The organism is Colwellia sp. (genome assembly GCF_013215345.1).
Lineage (GTDB): Bacteria > Pseudomonadota > Gammaproteobacteria > Enterobacterales > Alteromonadaceae > Colwellia.
In genome coordinates this window covers 1-19,959 of the sequence record NZ_JABSOV010000034.1, presented here as the reverse complement: position 1 = coordinate 19,959, position 19,959 = coordinate 1, and the positions used below count along the sequence as shown (strand labels likewise).

The window sequence follows — 19,959 nt, the reverse complement described above, 5'->3', positions numbered from 1 at the left end:
AAGGCATTATCTCGCTATTTTTTCGGTATGACTTCGGCATTATTTCAGTTGAAATGTGAATTTAACCAAGTAATTAACACATGATAAAAGTCATCAAGATGAGAAATAAATGGCGCATGGGAAGCGTGGTCAAATAAGTGCAAGTCACTCTGGGGAGCTAAACGATTAATTTTATCGATCACTGCTTTGGGTACCAAGCTATCGTTCTGTCCGTATAACCTTAAAAAAGGTTGTTGAATATTAGGTAATTTTTGGCGTAGATCACAGTGACTCAATAATGCCAGTGAGTCGGTTAATGTCTTTTGGCTAGGTAGGGAATGTGCCATAACTAACTTACTTATCAGCTTTAAATCGTGTCGAATATGTGGGCTGCCCATGGCTTGAATTTTTAAGAAACCAGTTATCGTTTTCGCGGTATCTTGCGCTAATTGGCTATGAAAACTAGCAAGCACATTCTCCTTGATACCCGGCCAGTCATTTTTTTGTTGCTCGACAAAATACGGGCTACTGGCAACCGTAATCAGTGCTAATACTTTTTCCGGGTACTTAAGAGACATTTCTGTCGCAATTAAGCCGCCCAATGACCAGCCAAGGTAGATAGCAGGTTGTTCAATAACCTGCTCTAGATGATGGCAAATATTAGCTAAAGTATAGGGTTTTATATCAACAGCACTATTGATGCCAAAGCCCGGTAAATCCACCGTTATTAATTGGAAATTACTATTTTCATTTTCACTGAATAATTTTAACAGCGGCTGCCAAACACCAGAGTTCAAGCCCCAACCATGAATGAGCACAATAGGAATGGCATTTTTATTAAGGCTGTTATTAGGAGGGAAGGTGGAAAATTTTAAGCTGTTTGCCATGCTTACTACTGCGTAATTAGGTATAAAGGTTTAGTTTATCTCATATCAGTTGATAGCAAAAGGAAAGCAAGGTGGCATGGCAGCTAGACCTAAGCAAACTTAAAAGCTTTTATATTAAAACACTCAGGAGTATTAGCTGTTGTGATCTGTGTGGTGCAAATGTTAGCAATAGCTACTTGCTTGGTTATTCGCTCCCGCAAGCCTTGCTTTGCCAAGATTGTATCAACGATTTACCTTATTTTGACCAAGCACTAGTTTCGGGTAATTTACTTAGTTGGCCGGCAATTCATCGTGCTTTACCAAAAATTCATTTTGAACAACTCTTTGCCTTATCACCCTATATCTACCCCTTCAATAAATGGCTGGCGCAAATGAAATATCTAGGTCGATTTGAGCTAGCCCCTTTGTTTAGTGCTCTACTCTGTGCTCAGTGGCGAGCAATGGCAAAGAATAACACATTAGCTCCCGTTGACTTGGTGTTATCGGTGCCCTTACATGTTAAAAAGTGGCAGCTGCGTGGTTATAACCAAGCACACCTTATCGCCAAGTGTTTTGCTAAGCAGCTAGCGCTGCCTTACGACGCTAAGTTAGTGGTGCGTATTACCAATAATACTAGCCAAATGGGAAAAACAGGTATTCAAAGGCGCAAGAATTTAGCTAATGCCTTTGTGTTACAGCGAAACTTAGCGAGCGATATCAAGCATGTCTTAATTATTGATGATGTGGTTACTACGGGTACCACGGTTAGTGAAATCAGTAAGTTATTGAAACAATCAGGGGTTGAAACCATAACCTTAGTTACAGTTTGCTTAACCCTACCTAAAACTATTAGCTAGTTTTAAACCTTTAAATTCGCTCTAATAAAGCACTTTTTTATTCGGATTGGTGTTTACTTATATGGCGTTGAAAAAGCTTTACTGAAAAATAAGCTGTTAGCGAGCAGTTTAGCAGTACCATGCCAATAACCTCTAAAAGCGAGTACCTCTGTGGTGGCAATAACTCTACCTTTACCGACGTTGTGAGCAACAATGGCAGCGTTATGTGCTAATCGATTAACTAAGTTCTTGTCAGTATAGCCACTTAGCAGTGGTGATGGAGTATAACGCGCTAAAGTGACAAACGGTTGTTGAGGCTGCTCCATAATTAAATTGCTATTACGAAATACTGGCAATAAACTTTGCTGATAACCATAAGCTAACGGATGACTAGTATCTAATTCTACTTGGAAGATAGCGCCGGCAATACGTTTGCGACTAGCGAGTTTTTCCTTATCTTGATAACTCAGGTTATTATGATCAAATAACTGATTAATCTGTTTCTTCGTGAAGAATCTAGTACGTAATATTTCTTGTTTTGCTAACCATTGCGCCCCGCGTTTTTGGCCGATAATCACGCCACCTTGCTTGACCCATTGCTTTAATTGCTTCGCGGTATGCTCAGAGACATGCTGGTAATTACCATCAACAAGAATAATATGACTGTAAGTTGATAGATCCACGCGTCTTAGCTTGCTGTGATCGATAATTGATAACGGGATATTTAGTGTCTCATCAAGATAAAAGCGTACTTCGCCAGCTTCATACTGAGAAATACCACTACCGCCCAACAACAGCGTCTTAGCCTTTTTTATTGGCTTTAATGAACTACTACCAATATCAACGCCTTTCATTGTTAAACCGGTAGTAATGGTGTCTAAGGGGATGCCTACATGATTACTGGCAGCAATTAATAGTCCTTGCCAATCTGTATTTTGTTGAATACCTGCTGGAATCACTATACTGCCTGTCTTAAAATGCTTCTCTTTGCCATTGATTAAACTAGAAAAAGACTTAGTGGCTACTCTTGCTTTGATATTGTTGGCGAGTAGATTATTAAGTAATTTTGGCGCCAAAAAGTGATGCCACTCGAAGATATAGCCATAAGCCGATTGGTTTTTGCTATTCTGTGTAAATGTAGCGGGTATCGACCAAGCTTGTTTGGCCAGTTTTAGTCCTCGTGTTCGGTTTACTTGAACCGCTTCAATGTTCATTGCCAAAGGCATAGTCCAGCCAGAAACATCGTAAAAGGTATTATCTTTGAAATTGGTTTGTCGATTAAACAAAGCTTGAATCAGGCGGAATTGTGGTTGAGCAAGGGGTAAATAATAGCTGTTACTTTTTTGATATTCTTTATCTTTAAATTCAAAATCAGCAGTAAGCGGGTAAACTTTAATTTTATGCTGAGTAAGATTTGATAACAAAGCATTAAGACGATAGTTATCTTTACTTTCATGTAATAAGTAACCGGAAAAGTCTTCTTTTTTGGCTAGTTTATTACTTTGCTGGTAGAAATTACTGCGGTATTGTTTTAATTGCTGACGATTTTCCCAAGCACCATTAATGGTTGAAAGCGATGTGGTCACGTGGTTTTCAATACTAAACTCTAAGGTTAGTAAACCATTGATGCTTTCTTGCTGCATACCTCTGGCACTGGCTTGTTCAAATAAAACGCCGATACTGCCATTAATATCTGGGTAGGTTGAGCCTTTACCATAGTAGAAATCATCAAAATTTTCTTCACTGTAATAAAGGCGCTGTTGCTTATCTAACGCTGCCGCATGAAAGGTTGCCAAGGTCGTGGTTAATTCGACATTTCTCTTTGGCGTTAGCGGATGTGTACGGCTTTGAATACCCGGTTGAAAAAAGTAACTGCTGTTGTGACCCATTTCGTGAAAATCACCGACAACATGCGGTTGATACTGATGGAAATACTTTAATCTGTGTTTGCTCTCTTGTTGAGAAAGTAATAACCAATCGCGATTTAGATCAAACCAAAAGTGATTGGTTCGGCCGGTAACCCAGTCTTGGTGATGCTCCATATGATTAGCGTCACTATTATCAGTTGAGTTGCGGTAAGTGCTAACCCAATTAACAAATCTGTCCATACCATCAGGGTTAATACTTGGCTCTAACACTATGACGGTATTGGCAAGTAATTCCGTTATCTTTTTATCGTCATTAGCCGCTAAGTAATAAGCAACTATCATGGCAGCATTAGCACCACTTATTTCATCACCATGTACACTATAACCTAACCAAATTACTAAGGGCGCCTCATCGGATTTTTGCTTAGTAAGTTGTTGCTTATTTGGTGAAAATAAATCGCGTTCGCTGAGTATACTGGCTAAGTTAGCGAGGTTTTTAGGGCTAGAAATAGTCACGAGTAATTGCTCTCTTTGCTGAGCAGTTTTACCCATAGAGGTAATATTCACCCGTGCTGAGTTATTGGCTAGTGTATAGAAGTAGCTGCTCAGTTGATCATGTCTGATATGGCGTTGACCAATTTCAAAGCCTAAAGTGCTGCTGGGTAAGGGGATTTTATTATTAAATTGGCTGCCTGCGGGCAAGTAACTTTGTACTGGCTTGGCATTAAGCCAAATAGAGCAGAGTAAGGTGAATGAGATAATTAGAATTCGTATAAGTAACATCTAGGAGGCCCCTTTATTAGACTCGTCTAAAGTAGCAAACAAAAGCGTAAAAATCATTAGCACATAACTAAATTGCAGAGTAAAATGGTCATACTTGAGTAAAACAGTCAGGTACTTTTCATTTTTAATGGATAAAACTGAATAAGTATCAGAGAGCAAAGAGAGTTAAAATAATGATCAGTATTTCAGAAAATGCTCAAAAGCATTTTATTAATTTACTTTCGCAACAAGCTGAAGGTACCCGTATTCGTGTTTTTGTCGTCAATCCAGGTACAGCGAAAGCTGAGTGTGGCGTTTCATACTGCCCACCTGACGCGATAGAGTCTGACGATATTGAAATTCCTTTTGACGGCTTTTCAGCTATGGTTGATGCCGACAGTAAAGGCTTTTTAGAAGACGCTGAAATTGATTTTACTACTGATCAAATGGGCTCACAGCTTACTTTGAAAGCGCCTAACGCTAAGCTACGTAAAGTTGCTGATGATGCGTCACTATTTGAACGTGTACATTACTTTCTACAAGCGGAAGTTAACCCTCAATTAGCGGGTCATGGCGGTGAATGTACCTTAGTTGAAATTACTGACGACGGTTATGCGGTATTACAATTTGGCGGTGGCTGTAATGGTTGTGCACAAATTGACGTGACAGTAAAAGATGGTATTGAAAAGCAATTAGTTGATTTAATGGGTGATGAAATTAAAGGCGTTAAAGATGCAACTGAGCATGAACGCGGCGATCATTCATATTACTAAACCCTACTTAGCTAGGAGTTTAGCTGACAGTTTATATGATTAAGTTACTCGAAAAATTAGGCCAAAATCCACAGCGCAGTTTAACCCTGTTCTTACGTGGACTTGGCCTTTTTGTTATAGGGCTAATTTTTGTAGCCTTGGGCTATTTTTATCACCACCTTTGGCAGGTAATTGGCGTGGTAATACTTGGCTTTGCATGCTTAATTTCGGCTTGGGCTTACCTAGGTATATTTGCCAATCGCTGGTTAAATATTATCTTCCGCACTCGACCGGCTAATAAAAACCGATGAAAAAAATGAGTTACCCACAAATTAAATGCATCTTATAATTAATTTAATAAAAAGCTATTGGCTTATCATTACGGTTTTTTTACTGACCGCTATCGCGGCTTTATCTTTATGGCCAGTTGCCCATTTACCGCAAGTCCCGGGTAGCGATAAAACTCATCATTTTATATCTTATGGCGCATTAATGTTGCCAGTAGCACTGAGGAAACCAAAATATTGGTTATGGATTGCTTTAGGTTTCACAGCTTTTAGTGGTGCCATTGAATTGATTCAGCCGTATGTTAATCGTTATGGCGAATGGCTTGATATGGCCGCCAATGTTGCAGGTCTAGCTTGCGGCATTATCTTGGCAAAAATTATTGAATACTTTTTTCAGAATACGCCGAGTAACATATAATTTACCAGGCTGGTAAGTGATTGATTAATCGTTGACCGGCATCAAGCTTGACAGATAGTGGCATGTTAAAATCATGCCACTTTAAGCCAATCAAGTCAGTTACCTTATGTCAAAAGAAACTCCAGCTCACCATCTTCCTGTCGTACACCCACCTAAGCGGTTATGGCAAAAAATCTCTGCAATTATTGCCCAGACTAGTTTTGGTTTAGCTGCTATTGGAGTAGTGGCAATTCTAGTTTACGGCAATTCTAGTTTATGGCAATTCTAGTTTATGGCAGTGACGTTACTGCAGATATTAAAGCCGCTCTGGGTGCCACTACCTTTTTTTGTTTTGCTGTTGTCTGCCAAGCTATGGGCGGCACTAGCATCCCCAATTTAAAACCGGCACCGGACAAACTCAATTAACAAAAATGCGCTCAAGCACTTTCTCGTCGATAGTAATGAAAGTGCCATGCTAGGGTCGCCCCTCTGACCAGCATAAAAATTGAAAAATCAGCCCATAAGCCATGATTGCGCACTTAAGCCCGTAGTGACTAAACCGAGTAAAGGTACGGTTATATTTGATAAAATCATCGGTAACGCTAAGTAAAATAAGCGTTTGTGTTGATCTAAATGGCTAGTGTTAAACAAAGAAATACCCTAAAGTGCTAGTGGTTTACAGATAAAGACTTTATCTCTTCTGATTTTTAAGGGTATATACCATGAAATATATATTGCGGACACTATTTTCAGTTTCATTATTATTGGGCGTTGTGCTCAACAGTTATGCCGCGGTTATTTTACAATATCATCATGTTAGTGATAGCACACCGGCAAGTACTAGTATCTCTCCAAAACAATTTGAAGTGCATTTACAATACCTTAAAGATAATGATTTTAAGGTAGTGCCCTTATCAGAGTTAATTGAAGCTATCAAAAATCAGCAGCCTTTACCGGATAAAAGCGTCGCCATTACCTTTGACGATGCTTATATTGATGTTATGACACAGGCAAAACCCATCTTAAATAAGTTCGGCTTTCCGTATACCATTTATGTCAATCCAGGCATTATCAATCGCCATGAAAACAATAATTCTTCACCTTATTTATCATGGATTCAGCTGAAATCACTTTCCGATGAAGGTGTGATTATTGCCAATCATGGCTATGAACATGATTCAATGGCGCGTATTACTGGTGGTTTAACACAAGCACAATGGCTGACTAAACAGACAGAGTTATTATTAAAAGCCGAAACTATTATTAAAGAACATACTGGCCAAAGCTGGCGATATTATGCTTACCCTTATGGTGAATATGATGTGGCAGTGCAAGCCTGGGCAAAAGCCAATGACTTTGTCGCCTTTTCTCAACAATCAGGTGCTATCGATTTATCAACAGACTTAACTAGCGTGCCACGTTTTCCTGCATCCAAACCCTACGATAAAATTTCTGGCTTACGTGATAAGTTAAACTCATTGGCGTTTAATATTAGTTTAGAAGGTGAGCAAGCCGAAACAATCTTTAAATACCAAGATACAAAAAGTATTACCTTTAATATCGAGACTGGAGATTTTTATAAATCAGCGCTTAATTGCTATATTTCTGGTTTAGGCAAACAAAAAATCACTTGGCATAATGATAGTAGTTTCAGTATTAATTTTAGCAAAGACCTACCCGTAGGCAGAGTTAGAGCTAATTGCACCGCAGCAAGTATTAGTAAGCCAGGCCGTTACTACTGGTATTCTAAGCCATGGTTTATCTTAAAGGCTGACGGCAGCTGGTATCACTTATAATTGAGCGCGCACTAAGCTATTTATAGCAAACGGATTAATTTTCGCTAAGTGGTCACTTAATTAGTCCGATTGGTATTATATAAAGCGACTATCTTTTGATAGTCGCTTAATAACTTTTCATTATCAATAGTTGGTACTGCACCAACTTCTTGTTCAGGCTTAAATATTGCGGCGACTTTTCCTGCTGGATTGATTAGTACCAATGATGAACTGTGATCAACCCAGTAGCTTTCATCTCCTTCCTCAGCATCCTCTTTACTAGTAATGGCATACATCATGCCTAAATTACGAGCAAACGGAAAAAGCACATCGTGCTCTGCACGCAGCGCTTTAAAGTCTTTATTAAAATAGCCAATGTATTGCGCTAGCTTTTCAGTGGTATCTCTTTTAGGGTCAACGGATACTAATAGCACTTGGCTATTGCTGGCAATAGTGGTTAGCTCGTCATAAATGAAATTGAGGTTTTGTAAGGTGATTGGGCAAACATCTGGGCAAGAAGTATAACCGAAGAAAACCAGTGACCATTTATCGAGTAACTGACTGTTATTAAAAGACTGTCCTAACTCATCGGTTAAGGTAAACGCAGCTATTGTCCGTGCTTGCTGATAATGCAATGCGTATTCAGGCAATGGCAGTTGTTTTGTCTGCGTAATGAGATGAAAACCAACCGCACCGGCACTGATGGAGAGTAAGGCAATAATGCCATAGATAATTTTCTTCATTGAAATCCTGTTTTTTATCATTTTGACTAGGGTACTGGTACTAAGCTTTCGCTATAATTTCTTGCTGCTAAGTCTTTGCTGTTAAAGGGATGAAGCTAAGTCATTGGCAGCCAATAATGATCGACCAGCAAAATAATAAACAGCAGCATTAGATGCACTATGGAGAATTTAAATGTTGCCATAGCCGTGCCCTCTTTAGCATGAAACTTAAGCTGCCAAGCATAGCCAAAAAAGATCAAATTTAAGCTACAAGCGCCTAATAAGTATAGCCAATTACTCATGCCCACTAAATAAGGTAATAAACAAACCACAAAGAGTAATACCGTATATAACAATATTTGTGTTTTAGTGAAGCTGACACCATGGGTTACCGGCAACATGGGAATATTAACTTTGGCATAGTCATCTTTACGATGAATAGCTAATGCCCAAAAGTGAGGCGGTGTCCAAGTGAAAATAATTAAGACCAATAATAAGGCGTTAGGGGCAACTTCATTGGTCATTGCTGTCCAACCTAACAAAGGTGGTATTGCACCTGCTAAACCGCCGATAGTAATGTTTTGCGGCGTAGCCCGCTTTAAATACATGGTATAGATAAAGCTGTAGCCCACTAAACCGGCTAAGGTCAAAAATGCAGTTAGCGGATTGACCAAGGCATAAAGAATAATAAAACCAAGCAAGGCTATGCTAATGGCAAAAACAATGGCATTGATGACGGTAATTCTACCTTCTGGTAAAGGCCTATTATGCGTTCGCCCCATGATGGTATCTATTTTCTCATCGACAATATGGTTGATAGCTGCCGCCGCAGAAGAGAGCAGAGCAATACCTAACATTGCCGGGAATAATAGTTGCCATGGTAAACCGCCAGGAACCGATAAACTCATACCAACGAGTGCTGTCAGTACCAGCAAGGCGACGACTTTAGGTTTGGTTATATCGTAATAAGCACGCCAATTGATAAAAATATGACTGATGGAAAAATGATTAGTGTTGTCAGTTATTGACTCTGACATAGCACTACTCATTGATTTATTGATGGCCTTACTCATAAAACGACTCCTTGGAATTTTGTCTTAACTTATACGCTAAAGCGATCAAGCTCAGCATTAAACAGGCGGCTACTAAGTTGTGCGCTACCGCAACTTTAAGTGGCAGGGAAAACCAAATATTACTAATACCTAAACTGATCTGGACAATTAATAAAGTCATTAGCACAACTGCAGCACTTTTTATTGCATGATTCCTCGCCTTGAGAAAAACCATAATGGCTAACCAAGCGAGAAAAATTCCGGTAACCATAGCCCCTAATCTATGACTAACATGAATAGTTACGCGTTCATTATGGGCTAGGTGACCAAACTCATAGCTCTCTTGTTTGGGGGGAATTAGGTCAAAGGACTGCTCAAAAGTTAAATTTCCGAGCCAATTCCCCTGACAAATAGGTAACTCAACACAGCTCATTGCCGCATAGTTTGAAGAGGTCCAGCCACCGAGGGCAATCTGCGCCGTTAAAATAGTAATGCCCAGTAGTGCATAGCTACTGTACTTTTTAAGCTGCCAATCAACTAAGTTTGCTCCTTGAGCATTGATTCCTTTGGCTTGAATGCGCAAATATAATAAAAATAGCAAACACAGGGTAGTGAAACCGCCGAGTAAGTGCGCCATTACCACCACAGGCATTAATTTCAAGGTCACAGTCCACATACCTAAAGCGGCTTGGAAAATAACAATACATAAAATTAACAGTGGCAGAATTACCGGATACCTAACGCTGGATCGCATTGAAAATCGTAATTTAATTGAAAAGAAGGCAATCGCGGCAATAAGTAAGCCCAAGCTGCCGGCGAAATAGCGGTGGATCATTTCATTCCATGCTTTAGCGGGTTCAACAGGTCTTTGGGGAAAAGCTTGCTCGGCGGTAGCAATTTGTTGACTCGTTTCTGGCACATCAAGCAAGCCATAACAGGTTGGCCAGTCCGGGCAACCTAAGCCGGCATGGGTTAAACGGGTATAAGCTCCCAGACCAATAACAACAATGGCTAATAGTAAACTTGTCAGCACTAAACGACGTAGTGTTTGGGTATTGCTACTGTGTTCGGTCATTTAGTTAGCCCACCTTAGAATATTTCAAAAGTTTTTTCATATCAGCAATAATAGCCTTACCCAATGAAGTTTGTTGCTGCTCTTGCTCAGGCAACTGATGACTTAAAATAATGTTACCTAAAGGGTCGGCAATGAGTACTTGTGGTCCGTGCAGTAAGTTTTTCATTTGCGGGGTTAAGGCTAGTATTTGCCATTGGCTCTTGGTCAGTTGTTTATTTTGTTGGGCCGAAAAAATATTTCCCTTCAGTAATACTGGTGTGACCCTAGGCATATCTTTTCCTAAGGCGACATAGCTGTTGTGCACGGTTTCAATACTGTGCAAACACATATCAGGACACTGGCTCGGCAGCCGATAAATAATAAGCCACTGTTGGGCAAACTCTGGTTCATTCATTCCTAGATCAGTCAGTGTTAACGGCTGAGTTAATAACTCACCTTGGTTAGTTACCCCTAAGTCTAGCCATTGGTTTTCTAAGGCCAATTTTGCTAATAATATCGGCAAGATAAAAACCGTTATTAACAATAGTAAGCTGCGACGATTTTTCTTATTTGAACTATTGTTTGTATCATTGGAAGAAATGGATTTAGCCATATTTTACCGCCTCATTCTTGTTCTTATTATTGAGAGAATTAGTGAGAGTCTTATTGTCAGAATCCGTATCAGTGTCAATGTTAGTAGCTTGGCTGTCAGGTAATGAAACAGCTGATTTTGACTGCTGATCATGGGCAGATTTCTTAGTTTTGATACGTAAGCTAATCATCAATACTAGCCAAGCGATTGCTAACGTTGCCCACTGAAAGGCATAGCCGAAATGTTTTTCTGCTGGCATCACTATAGGGTGCCAGTTCTTTTTATGACCAAGGGTTTCTGCTGGATCTACATAGATAACAAAGGGTAAAAGCGGCTTGTTAGTAAGGGTAGCGAATTTATCTAATTCTATTTGTTGTACGCGTAATGGCCAGCTGGCTTGAGTAAAGTCTTGCTCGATAAGCATTATGCTCTGCTCGACAATACGTACATGCCCTTGAAATTTATATTGTCCATGCAAAGGGATTACCTCCGGCAGTACACCTCGATCAATTGAACCCTGTACCCAACCTAAATTAACTAATACAGCATGAGTTGGCGTTTCTACAACTTGTAAGACACGGTAGCCTAAAGAATACTTTTCCACTTGGTTATCGAGTAAAAATATATAGTCAGCATTGAACTGGCCGGTAATAGTGACGGGAAAATCGTTAATGTTTTCTTTACCGATAAATTGCTTTTCCTTGGAAAGGTTAACGACTTCATTAAGCGTTAACGGTGATTGTTGATTCAGCTGGGTAATACGGGCAGTACGCAGCTCTTTTTCAAAACCGCGGTTATACTGCCAAATAGATAATTTAACCAAACAAACAAAAACAATAAGCGTTAGCGCTAACCAGAGGAAAGTCCAAAGGGCATTGCTTACTAATGAGTTAGTTAATACTTTTTTTTGTTTATCAACATACTGCAAAAAGTTAGACCTTATAAAATATAAACAAAAACAAATAGCATGACCCAAACAACATCGACAAAATGCCAATACCAACTTGCTGCTTGAAAAGCAAAATGGTTACCTGGGGTAAAGTGGCCTTTTAATACTCTTAACCACATGATTATCAACATGATACAACCCAAGGTGACATGCATGCCGTGAAAGCCAGTTAATAAGTAAAAAGTGTTGCCATAGACACCGCTATCCAGATATAGACGCATTTCTTCAGAGTAGCCGTGTGCGTATTCTAGAACTTGAAAACAGATAAAAGCCACACCTAGCAATATGGTTAGGCCAAGCCAAGCTTTTAAGGCACTACGGTTATTTTTAAGTAAGGCACTGTGGGCGAAGTGGGCAGTAACGGAAGACGTCATCAGTAAAACTGTGTTAATTAGCGGTAAGCCAAACCAACCCATGGCCGTGGTAGTGGTGCCATCAGGGGTTTTTATTAACGGCCATATTGCGGTGAAATCAGGCCAGAGTACCGCGCCAGTTTCGATATTATTTCCGGCACCGCCAAGCCAAGGCACTGAAAATACGCGTAAATATAATAATGCGCCAAAAAATGCGACAAAAAACATCACTTCAGAGAAGATAAACCAACTCATCCCTTGGCGGAATGAATTATCCATCTGATGTGAGTACTTACCCGTTAACGATTCATTGATGACATCACTAAACCAACCCACTAGCATATAAATAATCAGGGCTATGCCTGCGAGTAATAAATAGCCACCGTAACCACTTTCTTCATTTGCTAAATCAGTGACATAGTTACCGGCACCAAAGGCGATCATAAATAGTGCCACCGCGCCGATAATTGGCCAGTGACTTTGGCTGGGTACGTAATAACTTTCGTATTCTTTGTTAGTCATTTTCTATCCCTTTTCAGTGAACCCTATGACGACTTCTCTGTTATGTCATACAAGGTATAAGATAAAGTTAAGGTGTTGATGTCTGCGGGTAATTCTAAGTCGACATAAAACTGCAAGGTCATTTCAACTTCCTCTGCGGCTTTAAGCGGCTGTTGGGTAAAACAAAAACATTCAATTTTATGAAAATAATTTGCCGCTAAGCCAGGAGAAACTGACGGTACGGCTTGACCAATAATGTCATGCGCTGCATTGTTTTTTGCATAAAATGAAACCAATTTCATCTCACCAGGATGAACTTCAATTTCATTAATTACTGGTTCAAATTTCCATGGGATACCTTTGGCATTGCGGGTAATAAATTGTACTTTTACTAATCGAGACTTATCAATACCTGTGGAGGTATAAGCCACCGCAGTATCGTTAGTCTTGCCATTTAAGCCGGTAATATCACAAAAAACATCATATAAAGGCACCAGCGCAAAACCAAAGCCAAACATAGCAACAACCACCAGCAGTAATTTCTTTACCGTTTTGCTGTTGTTTTTAGCGCTAGTATTAATGCCAGCTTGGTTTTGCTCTTCTTTATTCATATTATTTTATGTCTCGGCTGTTAGATATTGTCTATGTCTTTTTGCGCGGGTGGCGTACTAAAGGTGTGGTAAGGTGCAGGGCTTGCTACTGTCCACTCTAAACCTAAGGCGCCATCCCAAGGTTTTGCCGGGGCTTTTTCGCCACCGCGAATACATTTGATCACTACGACTAAGAAAATCAATTGCGATATACCAAAGGCAAAGCCACCTATACTGACCCACTTATTAAAATCGGCAAATTGCAGTGCATAATCTGGAATTCTACGTGGCATACCCGCTAAGCCTAAGAAGTGCATAGGGAAAAACAGCAAGTTCACTGATATTAATGAACACCAGAAATGCCATTTACTCAAGGTATCGTTGTACATATGACCGGTCCATTTTGGTAGCCAATAATAAGCGCCGGCATAAATTGAAAACAATGAGCCAGTAACCAGCACATAATGAAAATGAGCAACAACGAAGTAAGTATCATGGTATTGAAAATCAACAGGAGTCATTGCCAGCATCAAGCCTGAAAAACCGCCTATGGTGAATAAAATAACAAAGGCAATAGAGAATAACATGGGTGTTTCAAAGCTTAATGAGCCGCGCCACATAGTCGCGACCCAGTTAAAGACTTTCACCCCTGTTGGTACGGCAATGAGCATGGTGCAATACATAAAGAACAGTTCACCAAATAATGGCATGCCTGTAGTGAACATATGGTGTGCCCAAACGATAAAGGACAATAAAGCAATTGATGAGGTGGCATAAACCATTGAGCTATAGCCAAATAGTCTTTTACGAGAAAAGGCCGGAATAGTGGTTGAGACAATACCAAAAGCCGGCAAAATCATAATATATACTTCAGGGTGACCAAAGAACCAGAAAATATGCTGGAACATTACTGGGTCGCCGCCACCTGCGGCATCAAAGAAACTAGTGCCAAAATAGGTATCGGTTAGTAGCATGGTTACCACACCAGCGAGCACCGGCATCACCGCAATTAATAAATAAGCCGTAATGAAAAATGTCCAAACAAATAACGGCATTTTCATATAAGTCATGCCAGGGGCCCGCAGATTCATTATGGTAACGACAATATTAATTGCCCCCATAATGGAAGAGATCCCCATGATATGCACAGCAAAAACGAAGAATGCAGTACTGCCGTTAGAATAAGTTGTGGATAATGGCGCGTAGAAAGTCCAGCCGAAGTTAGGCGCACCACTTTCCATAAAGAATGAGCTAAGCAAAATAGCAAAGGCAAAGGGCAGTATCCAAAAACTCCAGTTGTTCATGCGCGGCAGTGCCATATCTGGCGCACCTATCATCATAGGTATCATCCAGTTAGCAAAGCCGGTAAATGCAGGCATAATCGCGCCAAATACCATGATCAAGCCATGCACTGTGGTTAACTGGTTAAAAAAATCTGGTTCTACTAGTTGTAAACCAGGCTGAAATAGCTCAGCACGGATCACCATTGCCATGGCGCCACCGGTTAAAAACATAATAAAAGCAAACCATAAATACAGCGTGCCGATATCTTTATGGTTAGTGGTATAAAGCCAACGCTTTATTCCGGTCATTTTTCCATGTTCATGTGAGTCATCATGATGTTCGTCGTGCGAATCTTGTGCTATAGCGTCTGTAGTCATTTTATATCCCCCTAATTCGCACTAGCAGCATCAACAGCTGCAGGTTGTACTAAATCACCGGTATTATTTCCCCAAGCATTACGCTCATAAGTTACAACAGCGGCTATTTCGGTTTTGGTTAGTTGGCTAGCAAAAGCAGCCATGGCGGCATTTTTCTTACTACCGTTCAGCACCATATCTAGATGAACAGCGATATCTCCCGTTGCAATTGCACTGCCTTTAAGCGCAGGAAATGCTGGAGGTAAGCCTGCACCTGTCGGTTGATGACAAGCAACACAAGCTTTCATATAGACTTTTTCGCCCATAGTCATTAATTCATCATGGCTATACACTTTAGCTAAATCTTCTACCGGTGCTTCTTCAGTTATTGTCTCTACCGCTTCTTCAACTGCTACGGATGCTTTAGCCTCTTGTGCTGTACCTTCAACAGAATAAGCAACAGCAGATTTAACATCAGATGCTTGCACGACATCACCGGTATTATTACCCCAAGCATTACGCTCGTAGGTAACAACAGCAGCAATTTGTTTCATACTTAATTGCTTACCATAACCCTGCATACCAGTACCCGCTTTACCGTTAAAGACAATGTTAATGTGTTCTTTAGCACTACCTGTTGTAGTTATAGGGCTACCTTTTAAGGCAGGGAAGGCCGGTGGCAAACCTAAGCCTGTTGGCTGATGGCATGCCGAACAATAGGCGGTATAAGTGATTTCACCTAGTTGCATCAATTCTTCTTTTGATAGTGAAGCACTTAATGACGCTCTTTCAGCTTCGGCAGCTTGGGCATTACGTTGCTGCTGTTCATTTATCCAAATGTCATAATCAGCTTCAGATTTCACTTCAACTACAATGGGCATAAAGCCATGATCTTTACCGCATAATTCAGCACATTGGCCGCGATAAATTCCCGGCTCATCGACTTTAGTCCATGCTTCGTTAATAAAGCCTGGGTTAGCATCTTGCTTAACGGCAAAAGCAGGTACCCACCACGCATGGATAACATCATCAGAGGTAATTAAGAAACGAACTTTTTTATTGGCGGGAATCACCAGTGGCTTATCAACCTCAAGTAAATAGTTTTCACCCTTGGTAGCAATAGTTTCTTTTTGGTTTTGGTATTGTTCACGTGGGGTCGACAGCACAGAGTAATATTCGATATCTTGATCAAAATATTTGTAATGCCATTTCCATTGAGAGCCAGTTATTTGGATAGTAACATCAGAATTGCTGTTATCTTCCATGGCGATTAGTGTGTGTGTTGCCGGTATTGCCATGGCGATTAAGATGACAATGGGTATTGCCGTCCATAATATTTCAATCTTGGTACTTTCATGAAAATCAGCAGGTTTTACCCCTTTAGATTTTCGGTGAAAAGCAATGGACCAAAACATAGCACCAAATACTATGACGCCAATTGCGGTACAAATGTACAGCACCAGCATATGTAAATCGTACACATCTCTGCTAACGGCAGTAACCCCTTTCGTCAGGTTTAACTGCATGTCTGCCCAGGCTGAATTGGTAAACAGGCTTACCAACACTAACCAAATTAGCTTATGTTTCCCCACACGGCATCTCCTCTTGATAATCATAGAGAACAGATGTACAGCAATGTACTTCATAACCACTGAACTGAATATCTGTAGTTTTTATTATTTTATTTTTTATAAACTAACAAGATCTCGGTTTAGCCACGGCTTCGCGATGTAGAACGATTGATGGCGAATAAACTTATACCGTTTGGTACCCATACCGAGTTCAGGTTTATTACCGACGTGAATAGTAATCTGACATGGCACTAGTAATTTAGTGTCACAGGATTAGCGCATCGACGTCTTTTTATTCTTTTTATGTTCGTTTTGTATGCGTTACTGTTACTAGAATTACGCTAAAATTTGATCTAGGTCAAATGTTATATAGCTAAGTAATTAGAAAAAAGTCATTTAATTCAATGGAGTAATAGCTCTAATGTTTGCGTGAGCTTTGCTGTAAGTAGCTTTGGTAAACTTGGGATATAGATAAAAAAAGAATATAGAAATATTGAGGGGTTTTCTGCTATGAAGAAATAAAAAAACCACAATTACAGTCAACTTTATTATTAGTTAGCGTAATTATGGCGTTTAGAATATTGCTGATTAAGCAACATTAGTCAGGTCTTTTTTTGGGGGGAGTTACATCCAACTACCACTGCGGATAATGCCCACGGCAATACCCTCAATATTGAATTCTTGGTTAGTTAGATCGACTTTAATGGGAGAAAACTCTTCATTTTCAGCATGTAAATAAACAATATTACCTTCACGTTTATAACGTTTTACCGTAACTTCGTCTTCAACGCGGGCAACAACTACTTGGCCATTTTGTACATCAGTAGTTTGATGCACAGCAAGTAAATCACCATCTAAAATACCAATGTCTTTCATGCTTTCGCCATTAACACGCAAAAGGTAATCGGCGGCTGGGTGGAACAAATCACCATCTACTTTATAATGCTCTTCGATATGCTCTTGCGCCAAAATAGGTTCACCAGCAGCGACACGGCCAATAAGTGGTATACCTTCTTTTTCTAAAAACTCTTCAACTAAACGAATGCCACGAGAGGTGCCGGCAAGCATTTCAATATAGCCTTTTTTGGCTAAGGCTTTTAAATGTTCTTCGGCGGCATTCGCTGATTTGAAACCAAAAAAATTAGCGATTTCAGCACGCGTTGGTGGCATACCCGTATCTTTGATTTTATCTTTGATTAAATCATAAATTTGTTGCTGTCGCTTAGTCAGCGGGCGCAATTCGGTGGTTGAATCTATCATAGCTTAAGCCTGTAAATTTACACAGTATTACTGGTAGTATATACAGGAATGTTTTAAAGGCAAGTTTTACTTTAAGGGCAAGTATGTCAGGGTATTCTTATGATTGTTGCTAACAAAAGATCATTAAATTTTCTTTAATGACATCAGGTAACCTTTAACTAAGGCAAATTGAGCGAAGTAATAGGTTGCCATTACCCAAAGTTGGTTTTGAACAATAGCGCTATTAAATTTATCAAAACCAATTAATGAATCGGATAGTACAAAGCTAATACCACCAAGCACTAGCCATAAATTAGACCTGTGGCTAAATACAGTTGCCAGTGCCATAAGTAGTAGCACTACCATATAAGCCAATACCGGAATAAATAACTCACCTAAGCCATTAATAAATAGCATAAACATCAGAACACCAAAGCCGATATATGTGATGAGAATAAGTGGTTTCTTATCAGCTATATAGACATTATTAAAAGGTTTTAAGCTAATTAAATAACAAAGATGGGCAATGAAAAAAGCCGCTAAGCCGAAAATAAACCAATCCTGTTGGTTGTAATCCAGTAGAAAATCACCGCAGCTAGACAACAATAAGCCAAAGATAAAAAACCTAACGCTAGTTGGTTTCTGTTGGACGATAAGCTGCTTACTGTGCTGCCAAGTAATAGCAATAAGCAAGAATATAGGCAGCATTTTTACTGCCCAACTAAATGGATACGGCTTTAATAGTGTTGATAAAATAAAGCTAATGGCTAAGGTGATAAATACTAGGGTGTTATTTTTATTCACTGCCATTTACCTTATATATAACTTATTTTTTTGTTAAGAATATTGCTGTAAGGGTTGCCTAAGTATTAATTTACTTGTGCATCCTCACCGTTTTACTCTAACTTGCTTATTTTAACTTAGATAGCTGAATTATTATCATATTTTCACCGGTAAGTGAAATATCTAGTGGCTTTTCACTGGCTTGGTTTTCAATGCGAGCTAAAGCTCCCTGAGCAACATCAGTTTTATTGTTACTCTGCTCAAAAGTCATTGCTGCCGATAAGCTATAAGCGAATATTAAGGTGCTCGCTTTGGCTGATAACATTACTTTTTCATTAGCCGTATAGGTATCAACTTGCGCAGAAAAATGACCCTGCTTGGTCATAATATTAAAGTCTTTAATACCACCATTTATTAGCGCGCCATAAGTATTGCTGGCGCCATCAAAGTGGGCGATATCCAGTAGTTCAGCTAACTTATCAACATCGCCATTGCGGTGATCTAGTGTTAAACCTTCGCCTTCTATTAAGACTAAATTACGTTGATATCCAGAAAAATTTGAAAAATCACCGTCATTTACTACGCTGGCGATACTTAATCGCCAAGCAAAATTATCTAAATTACCGCCATCGCTAATGGCTAATTCAGTGGTGTGGCCTAAGCCATTTTTCCATGGAATAGTTTTAAAATTTTCAGCAGAGAATATAGTTAACATAAGGGCTTCATCGTAAATTTTTGCTCATGTTACCTTGCTCACTCATATTGGCAATGGTTATTTTTACTCTGCTTTGTCAGTGGTCTGCTTTGTAGTGTTTATTATTTTAGCGCTTGCACTATCCGCTAAGCTCACGTTAGAATCTAGCTGCGCTTACCTAACTTTTAAGATTGGTAAGCGCACACTTGTCGGAGTGCCAAAGGCTGAGATCGCGAAAGCGGGATCCGTAAAACCTGATCAGATTAATATCTGCGTAGGAAACAAGAGAGAGTGATTAAGTCCTGTAACCTTAATTTTTTCCAACCTCTTTTTGCCTCTTTTTAACTATGAAATAGTTAAAAAAACTCCGCCTATTTTTATTTTTTTCTTACTTTTATTGTCCTTATTATTGGGAATAAAACAAGAAAAACAAAAACAAGGTGCGACCATGTCCAATTCAACCAATGTTGATAAAGTAGTAAAAAAACCAACCAGACGTGAAAAACGTGCAGCGGCAGAAGCATTTTTAAAAAATGTTTCCGACCAATCATTCCCTAATTCCAAAAAAGTTTATGTATCAGGTAAAATCCACGATATCAAAGTGGGTATGCGTGAAATCACCTTATCTGATACCTTAATTAGTGGTAGTAAAGAGACTGCCGTTTATGAGAAAAACGAACCTTTATGTGTTTATGAT

Annotated in this window: 21 protein-coding genes, 1 pseudogene and 1 riboswitch; of the genes and pseudogenes, 7 read left to right on the top strand and 15 right to left on the bottom strand. The window is 39.6% G+C overall.

Annotated features, from left to right (window positions below; genetic code table 11):
• Positions 1 to 44: 44 nt before the first annotated feature.
• Positions 45 to 866, bottom strand: a complete 822-nt coding sequence (bioH, locus tag HRT50_RS07250) for a pimeloyl-ACP methyl ester esterase BioH (protein ID WP_291612861.1) — start codon at positions 864 to 866, stop codon at positions 45 to 47.
• Positions 867 to 937: 71 nt separating this feature from the next.
• On the opposite strand from bioH, the gene HRT50_RS07245 reads away from it, so the two are divergent.
• Complete coding sequence (locus HRT50_RS07245) at positions 938 to 1,702, top strand: ComF family protein (protein WP_291612859.1); 765 nt, start codon at positions 938 to 940, stop codon at positions 1,700 to 1,702.
• 53 nt (positions 1,703 to 1,755) lie between these two features.
• On the opposite strand, the gene HRT50_RS07240 is transcribed toward HRT50_RS07245, so the two are convergent.
• Positions 1,756 to 4,332, bottom strand: coding sequence for a M14 family metallopeptidase (locus HRT50_RS07240; protein ID WP_291612856.1), 2,577 nt, complete (start codon positions 4,330 to 4,332; stop codon positions 1,756 to 1,758).
• A gap of 173 nt (positions 4,333 to 4,505) precedes the next feature.
• On the opposite strand from HRT50_RS07240, the gene nfuA reads away from it, so the two are divergent.
• From nfuA to HRT50_RS07220, 4 genes are all read left to right on the top strand, one after another.
• Entirely contained in the window at positions 4,506 to 5,084 is a 579-nt protein-coding gene (nfuA, locus tag HRT50_RS07235; RefSeq protein WP_291612854.1) for a Fe-S biogenesis protein NfuA, read from the top strand.
• A gap of 35 nt (positions 5,085 to 5,119) precedes the next feature.
• Complete coding sequence (locus HRT50_RS07230; protein ID WP_291612852.1) at positions 5,120 to 5,374, top strand: hypothetical protein; 255 nt, start codon at positions 5,120 to 5,122, stop codon at positions 5,372 to 5,374.
• A 25-nt stretch (positions 5,375 to 5,399) separates the two neighbouring features.
• Positions 5,400 to 5,768: a VanZ family protein gene (locus HRT50_RS07225; protein WP_291612850.1), complete on the top strand. Its 369-nt coding sequence runs from the start codon at positions 5,400 to 5,402 to the stop codon at positions 5,766 to 5,768.
• A gap of 255 nt (positions 5,769 to 6,023) precedes the next feature.
• Entirely contained in the window at positions 6,024 to 6,173 is a 150-nt protein-coding gene (locus HRT50_RS07220; protein ID WP_291612848.1) for a hypothetical protein, read from the top strand.
• Positions 6,174 to 6,260: 87 nt separating this feature from the next.
• Here the strand turns inward: HRT50_RS07220 and HRT50_RS07215 are convergent, their stop codons facing one another.
• The gene (locus HRT50_RS07215; RefSeq protein WP_291612846.1) at positions 6,261 to 6,398 is read right to left on the bottom strand and encodes a hypothetical protein; all 138 of its coding nucleotides are present in this window, start codon (positions 6,396 to 6,398) and stop codon (positions 6,261 to 6,263) included.
• A 71-nt stretch (positions 6,399 to 6,469) separates the two neighbouring features.
• On the opposite strand from HRT50_RS07215, the gene HRT50_RS07210 reads away from it, so the two are divergent.
• Positions 6,470 to 7,543, top strand: coding sequence for a polysaccharide deacetylase family protein (locus HRT50_RS07210; protein WP_291612844.1), 1,074 nt, complete (start codon positions 6,470 to 6,472; stop codon positions 7,541 to 7,543).
• A gap of 56 nt (positions 7,544 to 7,599) precedes the next feature.
• Here HRT50_RS07210 and HRT50_RS07205 read toward each other — a convergent pair whose 3' ends face one another.
• The 12 genes from HRT50_RS07205 to HRT50_RS07150 all read right to left on the bottom strand — a co-directional run bounded on the left by HRT50_RS07205 (position 7,600) and on the right by HRT50_RS07150 (position 19,283).
• On the bottom strand, positions 7,600 to 8,265 hold the full coding sequence (locus HRT50_RS07205) for an SCO family protein (protein WP_291612842.1): 666 nt from the start codon (positions 8,263 to 8,265) through the stop codon (positions 7,600 to 7,602).
• 95 nt (positions 8,266 to 8,360) lie between these two features.
• Positions 8,361 to 9,281 (bottom strand): heme o synthase, encoded by a 921-nt coding sequence (gene cyoE, locus HRT50_RS07200; protein WP_291612920.1) that lies wholly within the window; start codon positions 9,279 to 9,281, stop codon positions 8,361 to 8,363.
• A 28-nt stretch (positions 9,282 to 9,309) separates the two neighbouring features.
• Entirely contained in the window at positions 9,310 to 10,371 is a 1,062-nt protein-coding gene (locus tag HRT50_RS07195; protein WP_291612840.1) for a heme A synthase, read from the bottom strand.
• Between the two features lie 4 nt (positions 10,372 to 10,375).
• On the bottom strand, positions 10,376 to 10,963 hold the full coding sequence (locus HRT50_RS07190; protein WP_291612837.1) for a hypothetical protein: 588 nt from the start codon (positions 10,961 to 10,963) through the stop codon (positions 10,376 to 10,378).
• On the bottom strand, positions 10,956 to 11,870 hold the full coding sequence (locus tag HRT50_RS07185; protein WP_291612835.1) for an SURF1 family protein: 915 nt from the start codon (positions 11,868 to 11,870) through the stop codon (positions 10,956 to 10,958). Before HRT50_RS07185 ends, HRT50_RS07190 begins: the two co-directional genes overlap by 8 nt.
• Before the next feature lie 11 nt (positions 11,871 to 11,881).
• Positions 11,882 to 12,766: a cytochrome c oxidase subunit 3 gene (locus HRT50_RS07180; RefSeq protein ID WP_291612833.1), complete on the bottom strand. Its 885-nt coding sequence runs from the start codon at positions 12,764 to 12,766 to the stop codon at positions 11,882 to 11,884.
• Between the two features lie 23 nt (positions 12,767 to 12,789).
• Complete coding sequence (locus HRT50_RS07175) at positions 12,790 to 13,356, bottom strand: cytochrome c oxidase assembly protein (protein WP_291612831.1); 567 nt, start codon at positions 13,354 to 13,356, stop codon at positions 12,790 to 12,792.
• 20 nt (positions 13,357 to 13,376) lie between these two features.
• A complete protein-coding gene (gene ctaD / locus HRT50_RS07170) occupies positions 13,377 to 14,996 on the bottom strand; it encodes a cytochrome c oxidase subunit I (protein WP_291612829.1) in 1,620 nt (539 codons plus the stop codon).
• Positions 14,997 to 15,007: 11 nt separating this feature from the next.
• A complete protein-coding gene (coxB, locus tag HRT50_RS07165; protein ID WP_291612918.1) occupies positions 15,008 to 16,501 on the bottom strand; it encodes a cytochrome c oxidase subunit II in 1,494 nt (497 codons plus the stop codon).
• Positions 16,502 to 17,170: 669 nt separating this feature from the next.
• Complete coding sequence (lexA, locus tag HRT50_RS07160; RefSeq protein ID WP_291612916.1) at positions 17,171 to 17,785, bottom strand: transcriptional repressor LexA; 615 nt, start codon at positions 17,783 to 17,785, stop codon at positions 17,171 to 17,173.
• Positions 17,786 to 17,929: 144 nt separating this feature from the next.
• On the bottom strand, positions 17,930 to 18,589 hold the full coding sequence (locus HRT50_RS07155; RefSeq protein ID WP_291612827.1) for a lysoplasmalogenase: 660 nt from the start codon (positions 18,587 to 18,589) through the stop codon (positions 17,930 to 17,932).
• A gap of 106 nt (positions 18,590 to 18,695) precedes the next feature.
• The gene (locus tag HRT50_RS07150; RefSeq protein WP_291612825.1) at positions 18,696 to 19,283 is read right to left on the bottom strand and encodes a HutD family protein; all 588 of its coding nucleotides are present in this window, start codon (positions 19,281 to 19,283) and stop codon (positions 18,696 to 18,698) included.
• A gap of 179 nt (positions 19,284 to 19,462) precedes the next feature.
• Positions 19,463 to 19,560: riboswitch (TPP riboswitch) on the top strand.
• Between the two features lie 150 nt (positions 19,561 to 19,710).
• Here HRT50_RS07150 and HRT50_RS07145 point away from each other — a divergent pair.
• Positions 19,711 to 19,959: pseudogene (locus HRT50_RS07145) on the top strand (phosphomethylpyrimidine synthase ThiC); the annotation flags it as partial.

Excerpts from the sequence above, each read along its gene's own strand:
- bioH (WP_291612861.1), bottom strand. The coding sequence starts at position 866 with ATGGCAAACAGCTTAAAATTTTCCACCTTCCCTCCTAATAACAGCCTT.
- HRT50_RS07240 (WP_291612856.1), bottom strand. The coding sequence starts at position 4,332 with ATGTTACTTATACGAATTCTAATTATCTCATTCACCTTACTCTGCTCT.
- nfuA (WP_291612854.1), top strand. The coding sequence starts at position 4,506 with ATGATCAGTATTTCAGAAAATGCTCAAAAGCATTTTATTAATTTACTT.
- HRT50_RS07230 (WP_291612852.1), top strand. The coding sequence starts at position 5,120 with ATGATTAAGTTACTCGAAAAATTAGGCCAAAATCCACAGCGCAGTTTA.
- HRT50_RS07225 (WP_291612850.1), top strand. The coding sequence starts at position 5,400 with ATGCATCTTATAATTAATTTAATAAAAAGCTATTGGCTTATCATTACG.
- HRT50_RS07220 (WP_291612848.1), top strand. The coding sequence starts at position 6,024 with ATGGCAATTCTAGTTTATGGCAGTGACGTTACTGCAGATATTAAAGCC.
- HRT50_RS07210 (WP_291612844.1), top strand. The coding sequence starts at position 6,470 with ATGAAATATATATTGCGGACACTATTTTCAGTTTCATTATTATTGGGC.
- HRT50_RS07205 (WP_291612842.1), bottom strand. The coding sequence starts at position 8,265 with ATGAAGAAAATTATCTATGGCATTATTGCCTTACTCTCCATCAGTGCC.
- cyoE (WP_291612920.1), bottom strand. The coding sequence starts at position 9,281 with ATGTCAGAGTCAATAACTGACAACACTAATCATTTTTCCATCAGTCAT.
- HRT50_RS07195 (WP_291612840.1), bottom strand. The coding sequence starts at position 10,371 with ATGACCGAACACAGTAGCAATACCCAAACACTACGTCGTTTAGTGCTG.
- HRT50_RS07190 (WP_291612837.1), bottom strand. The coding sequence starts at position 10,963 with ATGGCTAAATCCATTTCTTCCAATGATACAAACAATAGTTCAAATAAG.
- HRT50_RS07180 (WP_291612833.1), bottom strand. The coding sequence starts at position 12,766 with ATGACTAACAAAGAATACGAAAGTTATTACGTACCCAGCCAAAGTCAC.
- HRT50_RS07175 (WP_291612831.1), bottom strand. The coding sequence starts at position 13,356 with ATGAATAAAGAAGAGCAAAACCAAGCTGGCATTAATACTAGCGCTAAA.
- ctaD (WP_291612829.1), bottom strand. The coding sequence starts at position 14,996 with ATGACTACAGACGCTATAGCACAAGATTCGCACGACGAACATCATGAT.
- coxB (WP_291612918.1), bottom strand. The coding sequence starts at position 16,501 with ATGCAGTTAAACCTGACGAAAGGGGTTACTGCCGTTAGCAGAGATGTG.
- HRT50_RS07150 (WP_291612825.1), bottom strand. The coding sequence starts at position 19,283 with ATGTTAACTATATTCTCTGCTGAAAATTTTAAAACTATTCCATGGAAA.